Origin of the sequence: Flavobacterium sp. PL11, from assembly GCF_035985025.1 — a bacterium.
GTDB lineage: Bacteria > Bacteroidota > Bacteroidia > Flavobacteriales > Flavobacteriaceae > Flavobacterium.
Genome location: NZ_JAXCIA010000014.1, coordinates 58,312 through 79,820, shown reverse-complemented (window position 1 = coordinate 79,820; position 21,509 = coordinate 58,312). Strand labels below are relative to the sequence as shown.

The following is a 21,509-nucleotide window of genomic DNA, read 5'->3' as shown; positions in this document are numbered from 1 at the left end:
AATAAATCTAAAAATAAACAGGCTAGTCGAGAGAATAGCCTGTTTTTTTTATATTTAATTACTTATGTTACTTACTTTAAAAATCAAATTTATAATTAGCACCTAATACTAATTGAAAACTCTGAACTGGATAATTAAGCCATTTTTGATATCCATTACCTGTCATGTTATTAGCTCTTACAAATGCAGTAAGCCTATCGTTATAATTATACCCAAGATTCGCGTTTACATCAAAATAGGATTTTAAAATAGTGGGGTTTGAACTTGGCGCCACTATATAATTAATATTTGTGTTGGTTTGATAATCTTTTCTTTCACCTACGTAAAAAACAGCAGCTCCAGCAAACCATTTTTCAGTTATCGTAACGTCAAGACTTGAATTTAATTTTAAAGCAGGCATATTCCATGCTTCGTTTTCTTTATCAGTTCCAAAAGTACTAAAACTACCATTTACGCCAAAGGTTACATAATCTGAAAAATCAGCTTTTAACTCTGCATAAAAATTTAAAGTGCTCACATTATCATAAACCACTTGAAACGAGTTTCCAAAAGAGTAATTTTCATTTGTATTGTTTTCAGAATAATTATTGGCTCTAAATAAAGCTTTGTTTCTCTCATTTATAAAAGATCCTTTCACATTATAACTTACTGTATTGGTCAGTTTTCCCTTTAATCCTGCAAAGACATCAAATTGTTGATCTGTAGGTTTTATATTTAAAGTTGGTGATAAAAACGGATTTGTATCTACAAAATCTTGATATGAATTTTGTTTTAAATCTCCCTCGGCTCCACCGTAGAAAATCATCAAATCTCCAACAACTTTATAGGAAGCATTGAATTTTGGATAAACAAATAATTTATTACTGCTATCTTGATTGTCCATACTATAGAATATAGATGCACCTATATTCAAGGTCCAATCTTCTTTTAACATCACAAAACTAGGAGAAATACCAAAGTTGGTTAAGCCATATTTTAAATTTTGTGTGTTAAAAATATAATTCTTTTCAAAATTTCCTCCTATATAATCTACTGTTAAATCTGTCTTGACAGCACTTTCCATAACGTCAAATTCTATAGTTGGTTTAGCAAAAAATCTATTTTCTGATGAGTTAAATCCATCTGCAAAATGACTGTATTTTAAACTCATTTTATTTAAAATACTTTCATTAAAAGCGATATTCCCATCTAATGACACTCTATTATATGACTGCTGAGGATTGATGCCACTTAGTAAAGTTCTTTTTTCCTGAGGTGTAAGTATGTTGCCGAAATCACTTGGCAATCCATACCAATTATAAATTTGGTTTTGTAAACCTAAATCTAAATTCCAAGAAACGTTTTTACCGTTTGATCCGTAAATTAAATCAAGAGAAGTGTCATAGAAGCGGTCTTCTAAAGCAACTTCTTTAATTCCACCTTGCGAGGAATGGTGACGAAACATTCCACCTAAATAATCGGTATCATTTAAATCATGATTTACAAATAATTCACCTATAAAAGTTCCATAATTCCCAAGACCTGCAGTAGCATAATTTTTGAATAATAGTGCCTGCTTTTCTTTCTCGACTCCTTCGGCTTTACCTTTGGAAGGCGTAAAAGTGGAAGCTACAGGAAAAGAAAAAATGGTATATTTAATCACTTCTTTTTTTGTGTTTCCTTCATCGTCTAACTCGGCAACTTCTTTAATTTTGGAAGCATCCGAGATTTTTGGAGTATAGGGCTTAACAACATTTACCGTCTCATTTCCTATTTGTTTTTTGTCTTGTGCAAAGGAAAGCTGAAAAACTAATAAAAATAGTATCCCAAAACTTATTTTAGCAACGGGTGAGAATATTGATAAAGCTAAATCCTTATTTTGTGCTGCTTTTATTTTAAAATCTTTAAATATCATGTTTTATTTTTTTAACTTTTTAAATCTAATACGTTTCTTTGTTTTTAAACTTCCCATTCACCTTGTGCGATATACTTTGTTTTTCCACCAATAGTAATATCAAAATCATTTTCTTTATCGATACCCTTAAAATAAATCTGTGAAGATCTATTGATAAAATCACCTTGATAATTGATCATCTCGATTTCAGTAGCATGATATTTTAAAAGATAGGCTTGCAAACAACAACTGGCGCTTCCTGTTGCGGCATCTTCAATAAGTTGATCATTCTCTATACAAAACATTCTACTGCTTAGTTTTTCATCCTCTAGACAGAAAAAATAAAAAGCTCTGTGATTTGTTTGGCAATTTGCCTTGAGCCACTCGTCCATTTTAACTAGCTCTAAAGATAATTTTTCCAGTGCTTCTTTGTTTATAATGGGAACAATAACAAATGCACTTCCGGTACTTACCTCTTGGATAGGGAATACTTTACTAAAATCATTAGAAAGCAAATTAGTGAATAATAAAAAATCTGTTATTGAGTAAGTCTTTAAAAATTCTGGTTGAGCTGATTTTAGCCATACCATTTCTTCTTTTTGACGAACAGGAATAGGTCCAACTGGAAGCAGCAATATCAATTCTTGCGGTTTATTTTTTAATATTTTATTCATTAATAACCAAGAAGTCCCTATAATAGGATGACCAGCAAATTGCATTTCATGCTGCGGCGTAAAAATCCTAACCCTGACTATATTACATTGAGGGTCGATAGCAGTTATAAATGTACTTTCGGCAAAATTAATTTCACGCGCAATTGTTAGCATTTGTGCGTCGCTTAAATTTTCAGCATTTAAAAAAACAGCTAATTGATTGCCCGAGTATTTCTGTTCAGCAAAAACATCTACTATATAAAAAGGTATTGTCATTTGATTATTTTTCAGCGTTACTTTATTAAAAAATAAGATTGATTCCTTTATTTTGTTATCGATGAATTTGTTTTAGATTCTTCGGTTTTTATTTTATCCAACGTTGTTTTAGCATCTGAAACTACTTCAGGATAATCTGTAAAATTTTTAATTACATTTTCTAAAATATAAGTTGCCTGAAAACTGTCTTTCAATCCGTAGAAGTTTTTAGCCATCAACACTAATCCTTTGGCTCCAAAATATTTATAACTTGAATAATTTTTAGCTAGTTTTTGAACCGCAGTATTTGATAACTCGTATTTATTTTCTTTATTTTTAAAATAAGCATCATAATACAAAGCTTCAGCTGCTAATTCACCTTTAGCGATCGTCATTACTTTGGCGTAAGCTAATTTGGCTTTAGCCTCATCACCCGTTTCTATTGCTGCTCTTGCAATAATAATTTGAGCATCGCTTTGTACTTTATCATCTGTTTTAGGGTTTGCCAAAACTTTCTCAGCATATAAAACTGAGTTTTGATAATCTTTGTTCTCATAATACAACTTCATCAAATTAGATTGAGCATAGGTTTTATTCTCGGCAACATCAGCTTCGTTTTCTAAACGTAATAAAACAGTTGTCGCTTTATCCGTTTGTTTACTTTTTAGAAATATTTGAGATAATCTTGATAATGATTGTTCTGTGAATTCACTTCTTGATTGCCCTATCACAAATTCATAATGTGGAATCGATTTATTTTCAGAACCTTCCGAAAAATAAGATTGTGCTAGGTAATAATTAGCTTTTAAAGAATGTATGCCACGGGGAAATTGACTTACATAACTATTTAATCCAGCAATTGCCTGCTTTGTATTGTTTTGTTGAAATTGTTTTTCAGCAGCTTCATAAGTATCATTTTCTAGTTCAACATCAGTAACTGCAACAAAATCTAAAGTGCGCACCCAGCTTGCATACTCATCTACGCGACCACCGTCTACATATATTAACCGCGCTGTTGCCACTGCTTCTAAAGCTTCAGGAGTACGAGGATAATCAGCGGCAACTTTTTTAAATTTTAATAAAGCCTGTTCACTTTTATCCGTATTATAATATATTAATCCTTGACGCAAAACAGCTCTGGAAGTAAACAAACTTTTCTTAAACTCAACATTTAAACGCTCATAGGTTTTGATTGCTAAATCATTTTTATTGCCAGCAACATACGTATTGGCTAATTCAAAAAGGGCATCATCTTTATATTCTGATTTTGGAAAAGACTGAATAAATGTATTCAATTCTTCTATTTTTTTATCCGTTTTAGACATAAAGCCATAAGAAATTGCTTTTTGGAAATAGGCATAATCTGCGTCTAAACTTTTAGATTCTATCACCTTATTATAGGCATCGATTGCTTGACTGTATTTTGAAGTTACAAAACGACAATCTGCTAAACGTAAAAAAGAATCATTTAAACGCTTTTTATCAGCAGTTCCTTTTTCTATTTGACTTTGAAAATAATTACCTGCTTGATCATAATCCTTCAGTTTAAAATACGAATAAGCAATATTATAATTGTAGTTTTTATACTCTGGTGTTTTAGAGGCTTGGCTTGAACCTGCAAATTGCTTAAAACTTAATAGTGCCTCTCTAAAATCATCCATGACATATTCTATTTCCCCTTTCCAGAAAAGGGCTCTACTGGTAAATACAGGATCTTTTTGCTCAATGCTAGCTTTAGTAAACATCTTTAGTGCATCAGCATATTTTGTGTCTGTGTATAGTTCTAATCCTCTATAAAAAAGCACTTTTTGATACGCTAGTTTGTTCTCTGCTGATTTATTTTTTTCCAATAAAACTAAAGCTTCCTTGTAATTTTTAGAAGAAATATAGGAATCAATAACTAATTTTTCAATCTCTGACCGGTTTACATTATTGGGATATTTATTTAAAAAACTTTGTAAAATAGCGGGTACACTTTGATAAGAATTTCCTAACTCATAACTTAATTTAGCATAATTTAAACTAGCATCCTCTTGAATAGCCAAATCAAAATCCATTTCAGAAGCGTTTTTAAAAGCATTTAGTGCCTCCTGTTTCTTATTGCTGTTTAAATAACTCTCACCTAAATGGTAATAGGCATTTTGAGCAACAAAATCCTTACCGCCAACAATTTTATTAAATTGCGAAATTGCATTTTCGAAGTCTTTTTGTTTATAATAGGCATACCCTAACTGGTAATAATCGGTATTATTCCACCTGCCCTTTTTTCCTTTATAGGCTACCAAAAAAGGTATTGCCGTATCGTACTTTTTTAAATTAAAATAGCTTTCACCAATAATTTTATTTAATTCTGATTTCTCTAAAGGGTTGGATTTCGCCATTGCTTTTTGACCTAAATCAATTGCTTTTTCAAAATTACCTAATTTAAAATTCATGTCTGCTTGATAGTAGGAAAGCTTCTCTTTATATTTTTCCTCACCAGAAACTTCGTCAAAATACTTTGTAGCTTGCTTATAATCATCGCCTTCATAAGCCATAAAACCTAAATAATATTTGGCTTGCGATCCGTATTCAGCAGAATTTACGACTTTATTTAAGTACGTTGTGGCTTCTTTTTTATTTTTAGCATTATAAAAACTATAGCCTTTTTGGAAATTAAATTTCTCCTGATCATTTCGGCTTAAACTACCTTCATCCACTTTATCAAACCATTGCATTGCCTGAGGATAATTACCTTGCTTAAAGTGATATTGTGCCACTTCAATATACGCCTGATTTTGCTTCACGCTCGTTGGATAATCAGTAACAAACTGCTCCATTAACTCATCTGCATTCGCTTGATCGATGCGAATAGCACAATTAGCAACATAATACGCACAATCTGATTTTAATTCTTCAGTAGTTGCGGTTTGCTTTACTTTGTTAAAAATGAGTTGCGCTGACGCATACTGTTGCCCTTTAAATAGCGAAACCGCCTTATCAAATTCTTTTAAATCGTGTGTGTAAATAGCTGATTTCTGAGCAAAAACTGCAGTTGTCATTATAAAAAAAGAAAAAAAGTAGATCCAAGAAAATTTATTCATTATAATTTAATTTTTGATAATTCAAATATATCATATTCCGCAGTCTATAACGAATCAAAAATAGATTTTATTGTAAAAGTTACTAAGCATAAAATTTTTAGATTTTATTAAAATGTAGTATTCATAGAATTAGTAATTTAATTATCAAATTGTATTCTACAATTTATTATTCTACTCCATACAGTAGAATTTATTTTGAATACAACCGTTATCTTATTACTTTTACCCCTCAAACAAAAGCTAATTATGTCACAATCTGTCTTATCCTTAAAAAATGTAACTATTTATCAAGAGCAAAAATCTATACTTTCGGAGGTTAACTTGGAGGTAAATCAAGGAGAATTTATTTATATCATAGGAAAAACAGGATCTGGAAAAAGCAGCTTAATGAAAACACTTTATGCTGATTTGCCTTTGACTGATGGTGAGGGAAGCGTAGTTGGGTTTGATCTAGGTACATTAAAAGAAAATGATATTCCGTTTTTGAGAAGAAAGATAGGGATTGTTTTTCAAGATTTTAAATTACTTCCAGACCGATCTATAGATGAGAATATGCTATTTGTACTTAAAGCAACTGGCTGGACAGACAATATAGAAATGCAAATCAGAATTGATGAAGTATTAAACAAAGTGGGCATGAAAGACTTTGGTAAAAAAATGCCTCATCAACTGTCAGGAGGGGAACAACAAAGAGTTGCCATTGCAAGAGCGCTACTTAATGATCCTGAATTAATATTGGCTGATGAACCTACAGGAAATTTAGATCCGCAAACTAGTGTGGAATTATTAGAAGTTTTAAAAAAAATTAATGCAAATGGCCGAACAATAATTATGGCGACTCATGATTATGCATTATTGATGAAATTCCCTTTCAAGACTTTGAAATGTGAGGATTCTAAAATTTTTGAAGTGGTACAACAAAGAGCGGTTTAATGCTATCTATTTTAATTACGATTTATAATTACAATCTTTTACCACTTGTAGAAGAACTTCATCGTGAATGTTTGAAATTAGGTATTGTTTTTGAAATTTTAGCCCAAGATGACGCATCAAATTCAATTTATAATATAAAAAATGAAGAGATCAATTTACTATCTCATTGCAGCTATGTAACGTTAAATAAAAATGTTGGTTATCGCGAAAATAAAAACATTTTAGTGAGTAAGTCAAAATATGACAATTTGTTAATTCTTGATGGTGACTGCATTTTACCCAATACTAATTTTATCAAAAATTATATTGAACAAATTACCAGTTACGAAGTAGTTTATGGAGGTAGAATTCATACAAATAGCGCGCCCTCAAACAACCAATTACTTCGCTGGAAATACGGCAAGTTTATGGAAGATCAAACCGTAGCACAAAGAGAAAAAAATCCTTATGGTGCTACGTTGTTCAACAATACTTTGATAAAAAAATCGGTTTTTAATGCTATAAAGTTTGATATTTCTTTTAAGAAATATGGTAATGACGACACCTTATTCTCTTTTGAATTACAAAAGCTAAAGGTTACCGTTAAACATATTGAAAATCCTGTTCAACATGATGATATTGACACTAACTTAGTTTATCTACAGAAAACAAAACATTCCCTTGAAAATCTAAAATTACTGTATCAAAAGAATCTGATACCTACCAATTATAGTAAAATGTTGCGATTAACATCTAAGCTTCATCGCTATAAAATAACTTATCCATTGAGTGCTTTTCATAGCCTTTTTAAAAATATGATGGAATATAATTTAAAAGGCAATACTCCATCATTGTTTGTCTTTAATATGTTTAGATTGAGCTATTTTAGTAAATTATATATTCAATGAAAGTTCTATTAGTCAATAATTTTTTAAACAATTCGCTCGGCGGAGTTGAGAATTATTTGGAAGCTTTAGTTTTGTATGCTAAAGAAAATAAAACTAATATCATATTTAAATGGTTTGGAGTTGCGGAGAAAAAAACAAAAATTTATCAGAAATTTTATAATGCGCAAACAACAGAAGCAATAATAAAAGAAATCGAGACATTCCAACCTGATCTTATTCATTGTTTTAGCATTGGCGCGACCGTAACGCCACAATTTATGAGCTATGCAAAGAGAAAATCAATACCAATTATACAATCTTTTAGAGATTATTACTATATCTGTCCTAAAGGTTCTATGTTAGATGTTAAAGGAAAAACAATACAGGAACACAAAAGCTTTATAGATTGCATGCTGCATCATCATCCAAAAAAAAACTTGCTTTATGATAGTTTACTTTATTACAAACAAAGCTTTCATAAAAAAATAATAAAAGAAAATATTAGCTATTTCCTTACTCCGTCTAACAATTTAACAAAACTCATAAAACATACTTTTAACGTAGGGGGTGAAACACTACCCAATCCCGTACTGATTTCAAATTTGCTTTTGGAGCAAAATGAATCTAATTATTTACTATTCGTAGGTAGACTCGAACCAGAAAAAGGAGTGTTGACTTTACTAAAAGCTTTTCAAAAAATTCTAAAAAAATTTCCTGACGAGCAACTAAAAATAGTAGGCTCGGGAAGCATTCAAAATGAATTAGAAAAATTTGTTGCTTATAATAAAATTGAAAATGTTTGTTTTTTAGGAAGTAAAAATCGCGAAGAATTAATGTATTTATATGCTGCTGCAAAATTTACTATCGTCCCTAGCGAATTTTTAGAATCTTATGGAAATGTAATTTTAGAAAGTTTTGCTTTTAAAAAAACAGTTATTATTAGTAACTTATTAGGAATTCAGGACGAAATAATAAGAAGTAAAAGTGGTTTAGTATTTCCTTATGGAGATGTCGAAAAATTACAAGAAGCCATTGAAAAATTGCTCACTAACCCTGAATTTAAAAAAGAATTAGAAGTCAATGCTTCTTCTTATATAAAAGAATTAACTTTTCAAAAGCACTTTCAAAAGCTTGAAATAATATACAACAGAGTTTTAAAAAGCAATAAAACTATTTCTTAGAACGTAAAAAGGCATTAAAATCACGGATATAATCGCTTTCTTCATAAACAGCAGAGGCAATTACTAAACACACACTTCCTGACGAAAAATTATTGAGCTCTCTCCAAATTCCTTCATTGATTAAAAGTCCTTCATACGGCTTATTCAAAGTAACTGTTTGTTGCTGCAAACCATTGTTCAAAATCACATCGAAACTTCCACTCAATGCAATAAGAAACTCTTTTTGCTTTATATGTGAATGTCCTCCACGTTCAGCAGCACTAGGAATATCATATAAATAATACACTCTTTTAAATTCAAAAGGTAGTATATCATTTTCGATTACGGACAAATTTCCCCGAGTATCTTCAATTTTTGGAATTTGAATTAACGCTATATTCATTTTAATTTTTCTTGATATTCAATAAATCCAACCATTTTCTCGCTACTTTCTCATTAGAAAATTGAGCTATTGAAGCCTTACTATTTTCTTTGCACAAATTGTAAAGCTGATTGTCATTTTCAAATCTATTCAATGCTTGTTCAAGTGCTTTAAAATTTTGATTTTCAACTAGGAAGCCATTATACTCATTTTGTATTAGTTCGCTTGGTCCCGTTTCGCAGTCGAATGCAATTACAGGAATTCCAGCTGATAATGCCTCTAAAATCACCATGGGAAAACCTTCATATTTACTAGTTAAAACTAAATACTTTGCGTTTTTAATATGAGATAAAGCATCATTTTTAAAACCTAACAAATGAATAAAATCACTCATTTGCTTTTGTTCTATTTGCTTTTGTAACATCGCTTTTTCACTTCCTCCTCCCAAAATTACTAAATGAATTTCTTTGCTAGATAGAATTGATTTGGAATAAGTGTCAATTAATTTATCGAATTGTTTTAGTTCCACTAATCGCCCAACTGCAATGCAATATTGGAAAGGAAGGTGTGAATTATCACAATTTTCCTCAATAAAATTTATAGGGATTGAATTAGGAATCGCAACGCTGCCATTAAACTGAAATTGTCTATTTAAGATTTCTTTTAAAGTACTGGAAACGGTTACAATCTTATATGATTTTTTTAAAATTAAACTTGCGATCCAATCTTTTGACGTTAAATAAACTGCGACTCTACTGCTGTGAATGGTGTAAATAAATTTATTGCCAGCATACACATAATACATAAATAATAATTCCATCCACGGATTAAGACGATGGCGAAAATCTATTATAAAATCAAATTGGTTTGATTTTAAACAACTTTTTAATCGAAAATATTTCCGAAACTTTGAATAATTCCCTAGATTAACTAAAGTTCCAGAGTACGAATACTCGATTTCATTTTCTAAAACAATAACATAAACTTCACAATCTGACTCTTGCAATATATTTGAAACTGTACTAAAAACGCGCTCTAAACCTCCTCCAGCTAATTTATATCCAACAATTGCTATTTTAATTTTTTTGTATTGCTTTGCCACTGGTTATTATTATTTTCGTACCAAATATAAAAATCTTATCTCACATTATGCATAGCAGTCCATTAGTTACCGTTATTTGTCTATGCTTCAACCATGAGAAATTTGTCGTTGAAGCTTTAGAATCAGTATTGTTTCAAACGCATCAAAATGTAGAACTGATTATTGCTGACGACTTTAGTACAGATAATTCAGTACAAGTAATTGAACAATGGCTAAAAAAAAATCCAGAAATTAAATTTTTAGTAAATAAAAAAAATCTGGGCAATACAAAAACCTTTAACCAATGTTTAAAATTATCCAAAGGTGAATATATTATAGACTTAGCTGCCGACGATATTTTGAAACCAGATTGCATTGCAAGTCAACTAAGAGGTTTTGCAACAACCAAATATGAAAATATAGGTTTAATTTATGGAAATGCTGAATTAATTAACGAAAACGGCGGTTTTATCTCTTACTATTTCAAAACTGATGGCAATAAAAAAAGAATTCAATCGCAACCTACAGGTAACATTTACATTGGACTATTAAATGGCGATAATAATGTATGTTCTATAAGTTCATTAGTAAAGAGAGAAGTTTTTAAGAAATTAGACGGTTATGATGAAAACTTAGCTTATGAAGATTACGATTTATGGATTCGTGCTTCAAGAACGTATAATTTTGATTATATAGACGAGATTTTGATCCAGAAAAGAGTATTAAGTAATTCAATGTACACCTTATTATTTAAAAAAAATAACAGAAAAACCCAACAATTTAATTATTCAACTTACTTAATTTTAAAAAAAGTATATGTTTTAAATCAGAATAAAAGAGAATTTGTTGCAATGCTTAAAAGAATACATTTTGAGATGACAGTTGCCTTTAAAACTCGTGATTTTAATTTACTAAAAAAGTATATTATTATGGAATTAAATGTACGCTGGAAAATTATCAGATTTTGAATGATTAAATAATTATAAAATTTTAACTAGATATGGTATTATTTCTCGATAGCAATAAAATCAATTATTTGTACTTTATTATATTTTTCGCAGATAGTATTTTGTATTTTAGATATTTATTGGATTCAAAGTAACAATTTAATGCAGAATCTTTTTGCAACAATGCTAAACAAAATCCTCTTAAATACTAAAATTTCGTTTTCTAAGGGGATACCAATCAAAAGTCAAAGCTGATTTCAATTTTACTTAAAAAGCATTTTTATAAATTTGATTTTTTTTAAAATCTAGAAACGGCATTATAATAGATTCATTTTATAAAAATCTTGACTGTATATTGAGCAACCTAATTCTTGCTTTTGTTGCAATAGTCCAACGCTATATCCTTTTATATTATCATCATTTACAATCCCCATATCAAAAAATAATTTTCCGCTGTCTTTATAGTGATGAATCAAATTAATAAATAGATAATCGAGCGCACGCAAACGCTCGCCATTTTCAGTTGTGGCACCATACTGAGATTTTACTACGGTATCTGATATAAATAGCGTAATTCCAGCAACTATCTGATTTTCGTGATAAACAGAAAACTGTTTTAAATTGTCTGGGAAACTTTGCTTTAAGCTTACTATTTCTGATAAACTATGAACTGGAAAAGTATTATATTTTTTTAATAATCGAGGTTGTAAAACTAAATTCCAGAAAGAATCAAAATCTTGTTCCTCAATTATTTCTAAATCAAGTTCGTCAATTCTTCTGAAATGCTTTAGCTTACTTTTGGAAATGGTTAAAGGCTGTGAAAAGTCAATAGCCAAATTCATTTCTTTTCGATCTAAAAAAGCTCCCTTTTTTACCAAAAAAAATTCCGCCTCACTATTGCCAGTTATAAAATAAAAAGAGGGAATTGGTTTATAATAAAATGATCTACAATCATTACTAACAAGGAAATCAATAATATAATCGATAATAATACCTACCAATTCTCCATTAGTTTTTTTTGAATACACTAAACCTCCATACGTTAATCCCTGATGCGAATAAACGCTATCACCTACTCGATTTGCTGGCAAAACTGCAATTAGTTTTTGCTCGTCATAAACCATTAATGAAAAATCCTCAAAACGATCTTTATGATATTCCATAAAATCGCGATGAAATAAAAAAGTTGCGTTTTTGGCTTGACCAATAAAGGAATTCCAAATTTGATAATCACTGTGCTGATAAGGCCTAACCAAATAATTTTTCACACTCTGGATTTAAAGTTTGTGAAAGTAAGCATTTTTTATTTATTCTCTAAAGCAGGTAAATACCATTTGAATTTCACTGCCATTAAACGAACTGAAATGATCACTAACGATGTCGTCAGGTATAAGATATCATTATTTAAGTTGAATTTTCGAAGTAAAAAAAAGATGATACCGCCTAAAATACATATTGTAGCATAGATTTCTTTTCGAAAGATAACAGGAATTTCAGTACATAAAATGTCGCGAATAACGCCTCCAAAACAAGCCGTCATTGTTCCTAATGCAATACAAATAACGGGGTGAAGTCCAATGTTTATTCCTTTTTCAAGGCCAATTAACGTAAAAACACCCAGGCCTATAGTATCAAATAAAAATAGTGACGTTCGTAAACGGTCGAATTTTTTTCTAAAAATAATAGCTAAAACAAAACCCGTGCTAATTACATAAACATATTTTAAGTCCAGCATCCATCCTACAGGCGTTCTCCCAATTAACACATCACGCAAAGTTCCGCCACCTACAGCAGTCACAAATGCAATAATAAAAACGCCAAAAGGATCTAGCTTTTTATTCATAGCTGTCAGCGCGCCAGACATAGCAAAAGCCATTGTACCGATAATATCTAGTAATTGAAACATTTAAAGGAGGATTTTTAATTTCTTATAATTGCGCAAAAATAAAGAAAATAGATGGCAAATCATTGGGAAACTGTTGCAAATGCCGAATCTCTTAATGAGAATGAAATTTTCCAAACCTGCTATATAAACTGTAATTTGTATATGTATATTTGTAGCTATTAATTCAATAATTGTAAGTTTTGAAACAAATAACTTCAATACAAAATTCATTTGTCAAGTCGTTAGTCCAATTACAGGATAAAGCGAAAGCCCGCAGGCAAACAGGAACATTTTTAATAGAAGGAAAACGTGAAATTTCAATTGCGGTAAAAGGCGGTTATGATATAGAAATATTGTTGTTTTTCCCTGAAATATGTTCAGAAGCTGATGCACGTGCGTTGTCGCAAAATGCTGAAGTGATAGAAATCAATAAGGAAGTGTATCAAAAATTAGCGTATAGAGATACCACTGAAGGTATTTTGGCAGTAGCCAAAACAAAAATGCTACATTTATCTGATTTAAAATTGTCGATAAATCCATTGATTTTAATTGCAGAAGCTCCGGAAAAACCAGGAAATATTGGTGCATTATTAAGAACAGCTGATGCCGCCAATCTTGACGCAGTGATAATTGCCAATCCCAAAAGTGATTTATATAATCCTAATATCGTTCGCTCTAGTGTGGGTTGTTTATTTACAAACCAAATTGCAACGGGAACAACATCAGAGATTATTGCTTTTTTAAAAGAACAAAAGATTAATTTTTACTGTGCTACTTTGCAAAATTCAACTGGATATCATACACAAGATTACACTGGATCCACAGCATTAGTTGTAGGTACAGAAGCTACAGGTTTGACTGAAGAATGGCGCAAAGAAGCTACGCAAAATATTATTATACCGATGCAAGGAGAAATTGATTCCATGAATGTATCTGTTGCTGCGGCAATATTAATATACGAAGCCAAAAGACAAAGAGGGTTTTGATTTTAGATTTATGATCTCATATTGACGTTGCGCTAGCTTTAGGAATTGATTGCAGATTTCAAACTGTGGATTTTAGATATTTTAAGAAATATAGATTTAATTATAAATAACAAACTATGAAAAATTTAACAATAGCTTTTTTATTATTTTTTGTTGCTACTATTACAATTACGGCACAAATTAGTTCAACACAAGTAGATGAATTAGTTGAAAAAACGTTAAAAACATTTAATGTCCCTGGAATTGCCGTTGCAATTGTAAAAGATGGTAAAATTGTGCACGCTGAAGGATATGGTGTAAAATCGATTTTAACTAATGATAAAGTAGATGCAAATACACTTTTTGGAATAGCGTCAAACAGTAAAGCATTTACCAGTGCCGCACTTGCAATGCTTGTTGATGAAGGGAAAGTAAAATGGGATGATAAAGTCATAAAATATCTTCCAAATTTTAAAATGTATAATGAATACGTGACTAACGAGTTTACGATTCGCGATTTATTAACCCACCGTAGTGGTTTAGGTTTAGGTGCTGGAGATTTAATGATCTGGCCTGATGGAAGTGATTTTACAGCACAGGATATTGTTCAGAATTTGCAGTATTTAAAACCCGTTTCAGCTTTTAGAACACAGTATGATTATGATAATTTACTATATATTGTTGCTGGAGAAGTAATTCATAAAGCGAGTGGTTTGTCTTGGTGCGATTTTGTCGAACAACGTATTATGAAACCATTAGAAATGGACAATAGTGCAGCTTCTTATCTAAGATTAAAAGATTCTACAAATATTATTGCCCCTCACGTTCCTATTGACGGCAAACTAAAAGTTATCAAAAGATATCAAAACCAGCTATTCGATGCAGCAGCAGGGATTTACTCTAGTGTAAATGACTTAAGCAAATGGGTAATTATGCAAATGAATGATGGACAATATGGAAAAGAGAACAAGCAATTATTTTCTAAAAAGCAACATAATGAAATGTGGCAGTTACAAACCATAATCCCCGTTAATCCTAAGCCGCCGTACAACACACACTTTAGTGGTTATGGGTTGGGATGGTTTTTAAGTGATGTGAAAGGATATAAACAAGTTACTCATACAGGAGGATTAGAAGGTATTGTTACCCAAGTGACACTACTACCTGAATTAAATTTAGGAATTATAGTTTTGACTAATCAGCAATCAGGAGCAGCTTTCAGAGCCATTACTAACACCATTAAAGATAGTTATTTAGGAATACTATCAGAAGATTATATAGCCAATTATAGTGAAAGTCTTAAAGCAAATGAGGCATCGGCAGACAAAAAAACAGATGAAGTTTGGGCAACGGTAGCCAAAAACAAAAAAGAAAATAGAAAAATAGATTTTAAAACAATTGTTGGGATATATAAAGATAATTGGTTTGGGGATGTCGTGCTTTCACAGAAAAAAGGTAAATTATATTTTGCATCAAAACGTTCTCCGCAGCTTTCAGGAGAAGTGTTTTTTTACAAAGACAATAATTACGTAGTGAAATGGGACAACGCTTATTTCCATGCCGATGCTCATTTATTTTTTGAATGCGATGCGACTGGAAAAGCAGTTCGATTGACGATGAAAGCAATTTCTGAATTAACAGATTTTAGTTATGATTTCCATGACTTAGATTTTAAGTTATCATCCATGTAAAAGTTGTGTTTTTAAAATAGTATGATTTATTATACTGTTTTAAATAGTGTGTCTTATCAAGATTTTTTTTTCGATAGGTATAGTATTCAATGTGATTAAGTTAAGTGTAATAATTAAATAAAATTAATTTTTTCTCATTCCGACGGAATAGGAATCGGGGGTTTACCCAAACAGGCGAAGCATTCTTAACAAACAAAGATTCTTCCTTCGTCAGAATGACAAAGTTCTAGAGCTAAAAGTTTATCTTAATGACATTGAGGTAGCGGAAATCCTTTTTCACTATGAAGCGTAAGCGGAATAACAAAGAAAATTTAAACGGATTGTCTGATTTGCTGTGACGAAAGATTCCAAAACAAAACTTAAAAAATTTATAAAATTTAATCCCACTGTAAATCTCCTTGTGTATATGCTAAAAAAGCTCTATTTTTAATAAATGAACCGCGCCCTTATGACAGAAATTGATCTAGAAAAAGAAAATAAAGCAATTGCCCAGGAATATAAAGAGTTATTACGTATCAGTTATCAAACGCTAACGGATGAGGATAAAAAACTGATTCGTAAAGCATTTGATGTTGCCGTAGAGGGACATAAAGAACAACGTAGAAAATCAGGTGAAGCCTATATTTTCCATCCTATTGCTGTGGCAAAAATTGTGGCTTCAGAAATAGGTTTAGGTGCTACTTCGATTGCCGCTGCTTTACTTCATGATGTTGTTGAAGATACTCCAACGACGATTCACGACATCGAACGGATGTTCAATCCAAAAGTTGCTCAAATAGTAGAAGGATTAACAAAGATATCATTGGTGCAAAGAGATTTGAATATCTCGATGCAGGCGGAGAATTTCAGAAAAATGTTATTGACATTAAACGATGATGTGCGCGTTATTTTGATCAAGCTAGCTGACCGCTTGCATAATATGCAAACAATGGAATCAATGCGCGAGGACAAGCAGACAAAGATCGCTTCTGAAACGCTTTATATTTATGCACCTCTTGCACATCGACTCGGATTGTACAATATAAAAACAAAGCTGGAGGATTTAGGATTAAAATATACGGAGCCCTCTATTTATAACGAAATTGTAAGTAAATTAAAAGAAACTAAAGAAGAACAAGACGATTATATAAAATCAATTTCAGATGTAATAAAAAAATCGTTGGATGATGAGAATGTCGAATACATTATAAAAGGGCGTCCAAAATCAATTTATTCGATTCGAAGAAAAATGCAAACGCAAAATGTAAGCTTCGATGAAGTTTATGACAAATTTGCATTACGAATTGTATATAAATCAAATCCACACGAGGAAAAATTTATTGCCTGGAAGATTTATTCTATAGTTACTGATCATTATAGACCGAGTCCGAGTCGGTTACGTGATTGGATTTCCTCTCCAAAATCGACTGGCTACGAAGCCTTGCATATTACTGTGATGGGACCAAAAGGGCGCTGGGTTGAAGTACAAGTGCGAAGTGACCGTATGGATGAAATTGCAGAAAAAGGATATGCAGCACACTACAAATATAAAAACGGAGCTACTGAAGAAAGCGGTTTAGATGTTTGGCTTAATTTATTAAAAGAAGCACTAGAAAACTCTGAAACAAATGCAGTAGATTTTGTGGAAGACTTTAAAATGAATTTATATTCAAAAGAAATTTTTGTGTTTACACCGAAGGGAGAAATCAAATCATTACCAAAAGGCGCAACTTCTCTTGATTTTGCGTTTAGCATTCACTCAGAAATAGGCATTCGAACCAGAGGTACTCGTGTAAATGGTAAGTTAGTGCCATTAAATTTTGTGTTAAAAAGTGGCGACCAAATAGAAGTAATCACTTCTCAGCATCAAAAACCTACAATTAACTGGTTAGATTATGTTACCACTTCAAGAGCAAAGACCAAAATAAAAAACGTGCTCAATGAGAACACCAAAAAGATAGGTGAAGAAGGAAAAGAATTACTGACTCGAAAATTAAAGCATTTAAAAATTACATTAAGCGAGCAAGTAATTAACGAATTGGTTAATTTCTTTAAATTAAGAACGAGTTTAGATTTGTTTTATCGCGTAGGAATAGGTGCAATCGAAAATCAGCAGTTAAAGGATTACGCAGCACAAAAGAGCAATACCTTCATTAATTTTTTCAAAAATAAAATGAAGCGTTCTCCGAGCTCGCAACCTAATGGAGAAATTCAAAAAACCGCTGTAAGCAGTAATTATGATATGCTTGTTTTTGGAAAAGAACATGATAAGCTAGATTATAAATTGTCGCCTTGTTGTAATCCTATTCCTGGTGACGATGTTTTTGGTTTTGTTACTATAAGTGAAGGAATTAAAGTACATAAAAAAGATTGTCCAAATGCTATAGGAATGCAATCCAATTATGCTTATCGAATTATGTCAGCTAAGTGGATTGATTCAGCTCAGGAAGAATTCAAAGCAATTATCAACATAACCGGAATGGATGTTTTAGGATTAACAAACCAGTTAACAAAAGTTATTTCAAATAATATGCATGTAAATATCCAGAGTATTGCTTTAAGTACTGATGCCGGAATATTTCATGGGCAAGTAACTGTAGTTGTCCAAAATAATACCATTTTGAAAAAGATGATAAATAACATTAAAAAAATTGACGGAGTGGATAAAGTAACGCGCGAGTATAAAACTTAACTTTTTGCAGCTCAATTAATTTAGGCTTTTCCAAATAGAAAAGTAGCAAACTTGAAACTAATCAAACACGAAGCTTTAATCTTTAAACTAAAAAATTTATCTTTGCCAGTATATGACACTCATTTCCACAGATAACACGAAAAATCAAGAAATTGTAAAAAATGTTTTTACAAAATATCTTGAGAAAAAAGGACATCGTAAAACGCCTGAACGTTATGCAATCTTACAGGAAATTTACGATAGTGAAGAACATTTTGATGTAGAAAATCTTTATATCAAAATGAAAAATAAAAACTATCGCGTGAGTAGAGCAACGCTCTATAACACCATAGAACTTTTATTAGATTGCGCTTTAGTGCGTAAACACCAGTTTGGACAAAATCAAGCGCATTACGAAAAATCATATTTTGATAAGCAGCACGATCATATTATTATGACCGATACTGGTGAAGTAATTGAATTTTGCGATCCTCGAATACAAACTATCAAAAAAACAATAGAAGAAATTTTCGATATAGAAATAACAAATCACTCATTATATCTATATGGAATAAAGAAACAAAAAGACAACCCGGAGCAAAGTAGTTCCGATATATAACAATTAACTGCAAATAACACATAGAATGACCGTAGATTTATTACTAGGATTACAATGGGGAGATGAAGGAAAAGGTAAAATTGTTGATGTACTTACTTCAAAATATGATATTATTGCTCGATTTCAAGGAGGACCAAATGCAGGACACACTTTAGAATTTGACGGCATAAAACACGTACTTAGAACCATTCCTTCTGGAATTTTTCACGGAAACAACATCAATATTATTGGTAATGGAGTTGTCATTGATCCTGTTGTTTTTAAAGGTGAAATTGATGGATTAGCGAAGTTTAACTTAGATTTAAAATCAAAGTTAATCATTTCCCGAAAAGCACATTTAATTTTACCAACGCATAGACTATTAGATGCAGCATCAGAAGTTTCAAAAGGTAAAGCTAAAATTGGATCGACTTTGAAAGGAATTGGACCAACATATATGGATAAAACAGGACGAAACGGAATTCGTGTTGGAGATATTGAATTAGAAGATTTTGCGGATCGTTACAGAGCATTAGCTGATAAGCATGAAGCGATGATCGCATTTTATGATGTTGATGTTCAATATAATTTACCAGAACTAGAAAAAGAATTTTTTGACGCTATTGAAGATTTAAAAAAATTAGATTTTATTGATAGCGAAGAGTACTTACATCAAGCTCAAAAATCAGGAAAGTCAATTTTATGTGAAGGTGCTCAAGGTTCTTTACTTGATGTTGATTTTGGAACATATCCATTTGTTACCTCATCTAATACTACAGCAGCAGGCGCTTGCACTGGTTTAGGGATTGCTCCAAATAAAATTAAAGAAGTTTACGGAATTTTTAAAGCTTATGTTACACGTGTAGGCAGCGGGCCTTTTCCAACAGAACTTTTTGATGAAGATGGCGCAACAATGGCGCGCGTGGGAAATGAATTTGGATCTGTAACAGGAAGACAAAGACGTTGCGGTTGGTTAGACTTAGTAGCACTTAAATATGCTGTTCAAGTTAATGGTGTTACTCAATTAATGATGATGAAAGGTGACGTTCTTTCGGGATTTGAGACACTTAAAGTTTGTACGGAGTACAATTACAAAGGAGAAAAAATTTCTCATTTCCCTTATAATATCAATCCTGAGAATGTAACTCCCGTTTATCAGGATTTTAAAGGATGGAAACAAGATTTAACAGGTATGACCACTTATGACGAATTACCTATTGAATTGAAACAGTATATCGAATTTATTGAAAAAGAAGTTGAAGTACCTATTAAAATTGTTTCTGTAGGGCCGGATAGAAAGCAAACTATTCTTAAATAAAAATACGTAACGCTCTGAAAAAAACTCAGAGCGTTTTTTATTTAGCTTTTATACTGAAATGCCAGGTTCATTATGATTTGAAAAATTAAATAGTTGAAGCTAGACCAAAGCACAAAGACAGAGTAACTGCAAATTGAGTTTAACAAAAATATAAGTGGCTTAATTTCCTTGGCCTATTGGCAATTTCAAGTTTCATCACAAATGCTGACTATAACTAATATAAAGTAGATTATTGAATTTTTAATTCAATAATTTATGCTAGTCAAAAATATTTACGACTAATAGTATTACAAAAATAATTCGTGATAGTTTCTAAAACATTTCGCCCAAATATTTCTAAAATATCTCCTTAATAATAATTAGGCAATGAAAAGGCAATTTGTAAAATTTAGTCAATAATTCTATGTAATTGCAGTTGTTTGCATTCTATGTATGTCAATTTAAATTCGAAAGGATTTATTGTTTTTTAAAGATTTTCTAATTTTAACGATAGTAGGAGTTTAAATAAATTTAGTTTGAGATGTTAATTATTTAATTACTGTAATATAGTGATAGTAAACCTTTTTAGTATTTAACATACTGCATATAAGTTTTTGAAATATATTTTCCTTCTTGAATTCAATTAATAAATGCGGTTATTAATGTACTTCATGTTATTCTAAATAGGATGCATATAAACCCAAGAAAAAACATTTGATAACTAAGAATTTAGGTTATAAATAGAATGTCACTTTTTTATGGATTTGCTTTTTTACTTATTAAATTGTTTAAAATCAACCTTTTTTTTAACATAGTATACAAGTGCATTTTCTGTTTTTATAGATGTAAATCCAGTAATATATTTATCAAATTTTTAAAACCTTTTGAGGTTTTATCTCCTTCGATATTATTTTTTTATAACTCCATATACTATGATAGTTCTAATTTACAGTAGATACTTTCAATAATAATACAAATTTAAATCATTTAGAAAATAAAAATATTAGTTTTTATTAAATTGATGTTTAGCCTTTGGATTAATACAAATTGCAATAATGTATGACTACTACCTCAATTGGCGAAAGATTCTAGCCAATTCAATTTTATGATGATCACTCTCATAAAATTTATACTATCACTACCTAATAAATTAAAATTTGAATAATGGAGTGTGCTTCTAAACTGTTTGC

General features: G+C 30.9%; 16 protein-coding genes. 9 read left to right on the top strand and 7 right to left on the bottom strand.

Translation table 11 applies throughout. From position 1 onward, the window contains the following. Nucleotides 1-76 precede the first annotated feature (76 nt). From RCH18_RS09250 to RCH18_RS09240, 3 genes are read right to left on the bottom strand one after another with little or no spacing between them, the layout of a single operon-like run. A complete protein-coding gene (locus RCH18_RS09250; RefSeq protein ID WP_326936470.1) occupies nucleotides 77-1,894 on the bottom strand; it encodes a TonB-dependent receptor in 1,818 nt (605 codons plus the stop codon). A gap of 44 nt (nucleotides 1,895-1,938) precedes the next feature. Continuing rightward, nucleotides 1,939-2,802 (bottom strand): PhzF family phenazine biosynthesis protein, encoded by an 864-nt coding sequence (locus tag RCH18_RS09245; RefSeq protein WP_326936469.1) that lies wholly within the window; start codon nucleotides 2,800-2,802, stop codon nucleotides 1,939-1,941. A gap of 47 nt (nucleotides 2,803-2,849) precedes the next feature. Then, nucleotides 2,850-5,864: a tetratricopeptide repeat protein gene (locus RCH18_RS09240; RefSeq protein WP_326936468.1), complete on the bottom strand. Its 3,015-nt coding sequence runs from the start codon at nucleotides 5,862-5,864 to the stop codon at nucleotides 2,850-2,852. A gap of 246 nt (nucleotides 5,865-6,110) precedes the next feature. Here RCH18_RS09240 and RCH18_RS09235 point away from each other — a divergent pair, with 246 nt between their 5' ends. The 3 genes from RCH18_RS09235 to RCH18_RS09225 are packed head-to-tail and all read left to right on the top strand — an operon-like array spanning nucleotide 6,111 to nucleotide 8,844. After that, nucleotides 6,111-6,797, top strand: coding sequence for a cell division ATP-binding protein FtsE (locus RCH18_RS09235; RefSeq protein WP_326936467.1), 687 nt, complete (start codon nucleotides 6,111-6,113; stop codon nucleotides 6,795-6,797). Continuing rightward, complete coding sequence (locus tag RCH18_RS09230; RefSeq protein ID WP_326936466.1) at nucleotides 6,797-7,684, top strand: glycosyltransferase; 888 nt, start codon at nucleotides 6,797-6,799, stop codon at nucleotides 7,682-7,684. The genes RCH18_RS09235 and RCH18_RS09230 overlap by 1 nt, the downstream gene beginning before the upstream one ends. After that, nucleotides 7,681-8,844, top strand: coding sequence for a glycosyltransferase family 4 protein (locus tag RCH18_RS09225; RefSeq protein ID WP_326936465.1), 1,164 nt, complete (start codon nucleotides 7,681-7,683; stop codon nucleotides 8,842-8,844). Before RCH18_RS09230 ends, RCH18_RS09225 begins: the two co-directional genes overlap by 4 nt. On the opposite strand, the gene RCH18_RS09220 is transcribed toward RCH18_RS09225, so the two are convergent. Further along, nucleotides 8,834-9,226, bottom strand: coding sequence for a sugar 3,4-ketoisomerase (locus RCH18_RS09220; RefSeq protein ID WP_326936464.1), 393 nt, complete (start codon nucleotides 9,224-9,226; stop codon nucleotides 8,834-8,836). The two genes, RCH18_RS09225 and RCH18_RS09220, sit on opposite strands and share 11 nt — an antisense overlap. A 1-nt stretch (nucleotide 9,227) precedes the next feature. After that, nucleotides 9,228-10,307: a glycosyltransferase gene (locus RCH18_RS09215; RefSeq protein ID WP_326936463.1), complete on the bottom strand. Its 1,080-nt coding sequence runs from the start codon at nucleotides 10,305-10,307 to the stop codon at nucleotides 9,228-9,230. A gap of 47 nt (nucleotides 10,308-10,354) precedes the next feature. Here RCH18_RS09215 and RCH18_RS09210 point away from each other — a divergent pair, with 47 nt between their 5' ends. Further along, nucleotides 10,355-11,254: a glycosyltransferase family 2 protein gene (locus RCH18_RS09210; protein WP_326936462.1), complete on the top strand. Its 900-nt coding sequence runs from the start codon at nucleotides 10,355-10,357 to the stop codon at nucleotides 11,252-11,254. 296 nt (nucleotides 11,255-11,550) lie between these two features. Here RCH18_RS09210 and RCH18_RS09205 read toward each other — a convergent pair whose 3' ends face one another. Together RCH18_RS09205 and RCH18_RS09200 are read right to left on the bottom strand one after the other, a co-directional pair. Continuing rightward, on the bottom strand, nucleotides 11,551-12,501 hold the full coding sequence (locus tag RCH18_RS09205; protein ID WP_326936461.1) for a GNAT family N-acetyltransferase: 951 nt from the start codon (nucleotides 12,499-12,501) through the stop codon (nucleotides 11,551-11,553). Between the two features lie 35 nt (nucleotides 12,502-12,536). Continuing rightward, nucleotides 12,537-13,139 carry a trimeric intracellular cation channel family protein gene (locus RCH18_RS09200; RefSeq protein WP_326936460.1) on the bottom strand — a complete coding sequence of 201 codons (603 nt, stop codon included), beginning with the start codon at nucleotides 13,137-13,139 and terminating at the stop codon, nucleotides 12,537-12,539. Between the two features lie 179 nt (nucleotides 13,140-13,318). Between RCH18_RS09200 and RCH18_RS09195 the strand changes: the two genes are divergently transcribed. From RCH18_RS09195 to RCH18_RS09175, 5 genes are all read left to right on the top strand, one after another. Beyond that, the gene (locus tag RCH18_RS09195) at nucleotides 13,319-14,104 is read left to right on the top strand and encodes a TrmH family RNA methyltransferase (protein ID WP_326936459.1); all 786 of its coding nucleotides are present in this window, start codon (nucleotides 13,319-13,321) and stop codon (nucleotides 14,102-14,104) included. A 116-nt stretch (nucleotides 14,105-14,220) separates the two neighbouring features. Continuing rightward, the gene (locus tag RCH18_RS09190) at nucleotides 14,221-15,774 is read left to right on the top strand and encodes a serine hydrolase (protein ID WP_326936458.1); all 1,554 of its coding nucleotides are present in this window, start codon (nucleotides 14,221-14,223) and stop codon (nucleotides 15,772-15,774) included. 448 nt (nucleotides 15,775-16,222) lie between these two features. Further along, nucleotides 16,223-18,445, top strand: coding sequence for a RelA/SpoT family protein (locus tag RCH18_RS09185; RefSeq protein ID WP_326936457.1), 2,223 nt, complete (start codon nucleotides 16,223-16,225; stop codon nucleotides 18,443-18,445). 112 nt (nucleotides 18,446-18,557) lie between these two features. After that, complete coding sequence (locus RCH18_RS09180; RefSeq protein WP_326936456.1) at nucleotides 18,558-19,043, top strand: Fur family transcriptional regulator; 486 nt, start codon at nucleotides 18,558-18,560, stop codon at nucleotides 19,041-19,043. Between the two features lie 25 nt (nucleotides 19,044-19,068). Further along, a complete protein-coding gene (locus tag RCH18_RS09175) occupies nucleotides 19,069-20,340 on the top strand; it encodes an adenylosuccinate synthase (protein WP_326936455.1) in 1,272 nt (423 codons plus the stop codon). Nucleotides 20,341-21,509: the final 1,169 nt, after the last annotated feature.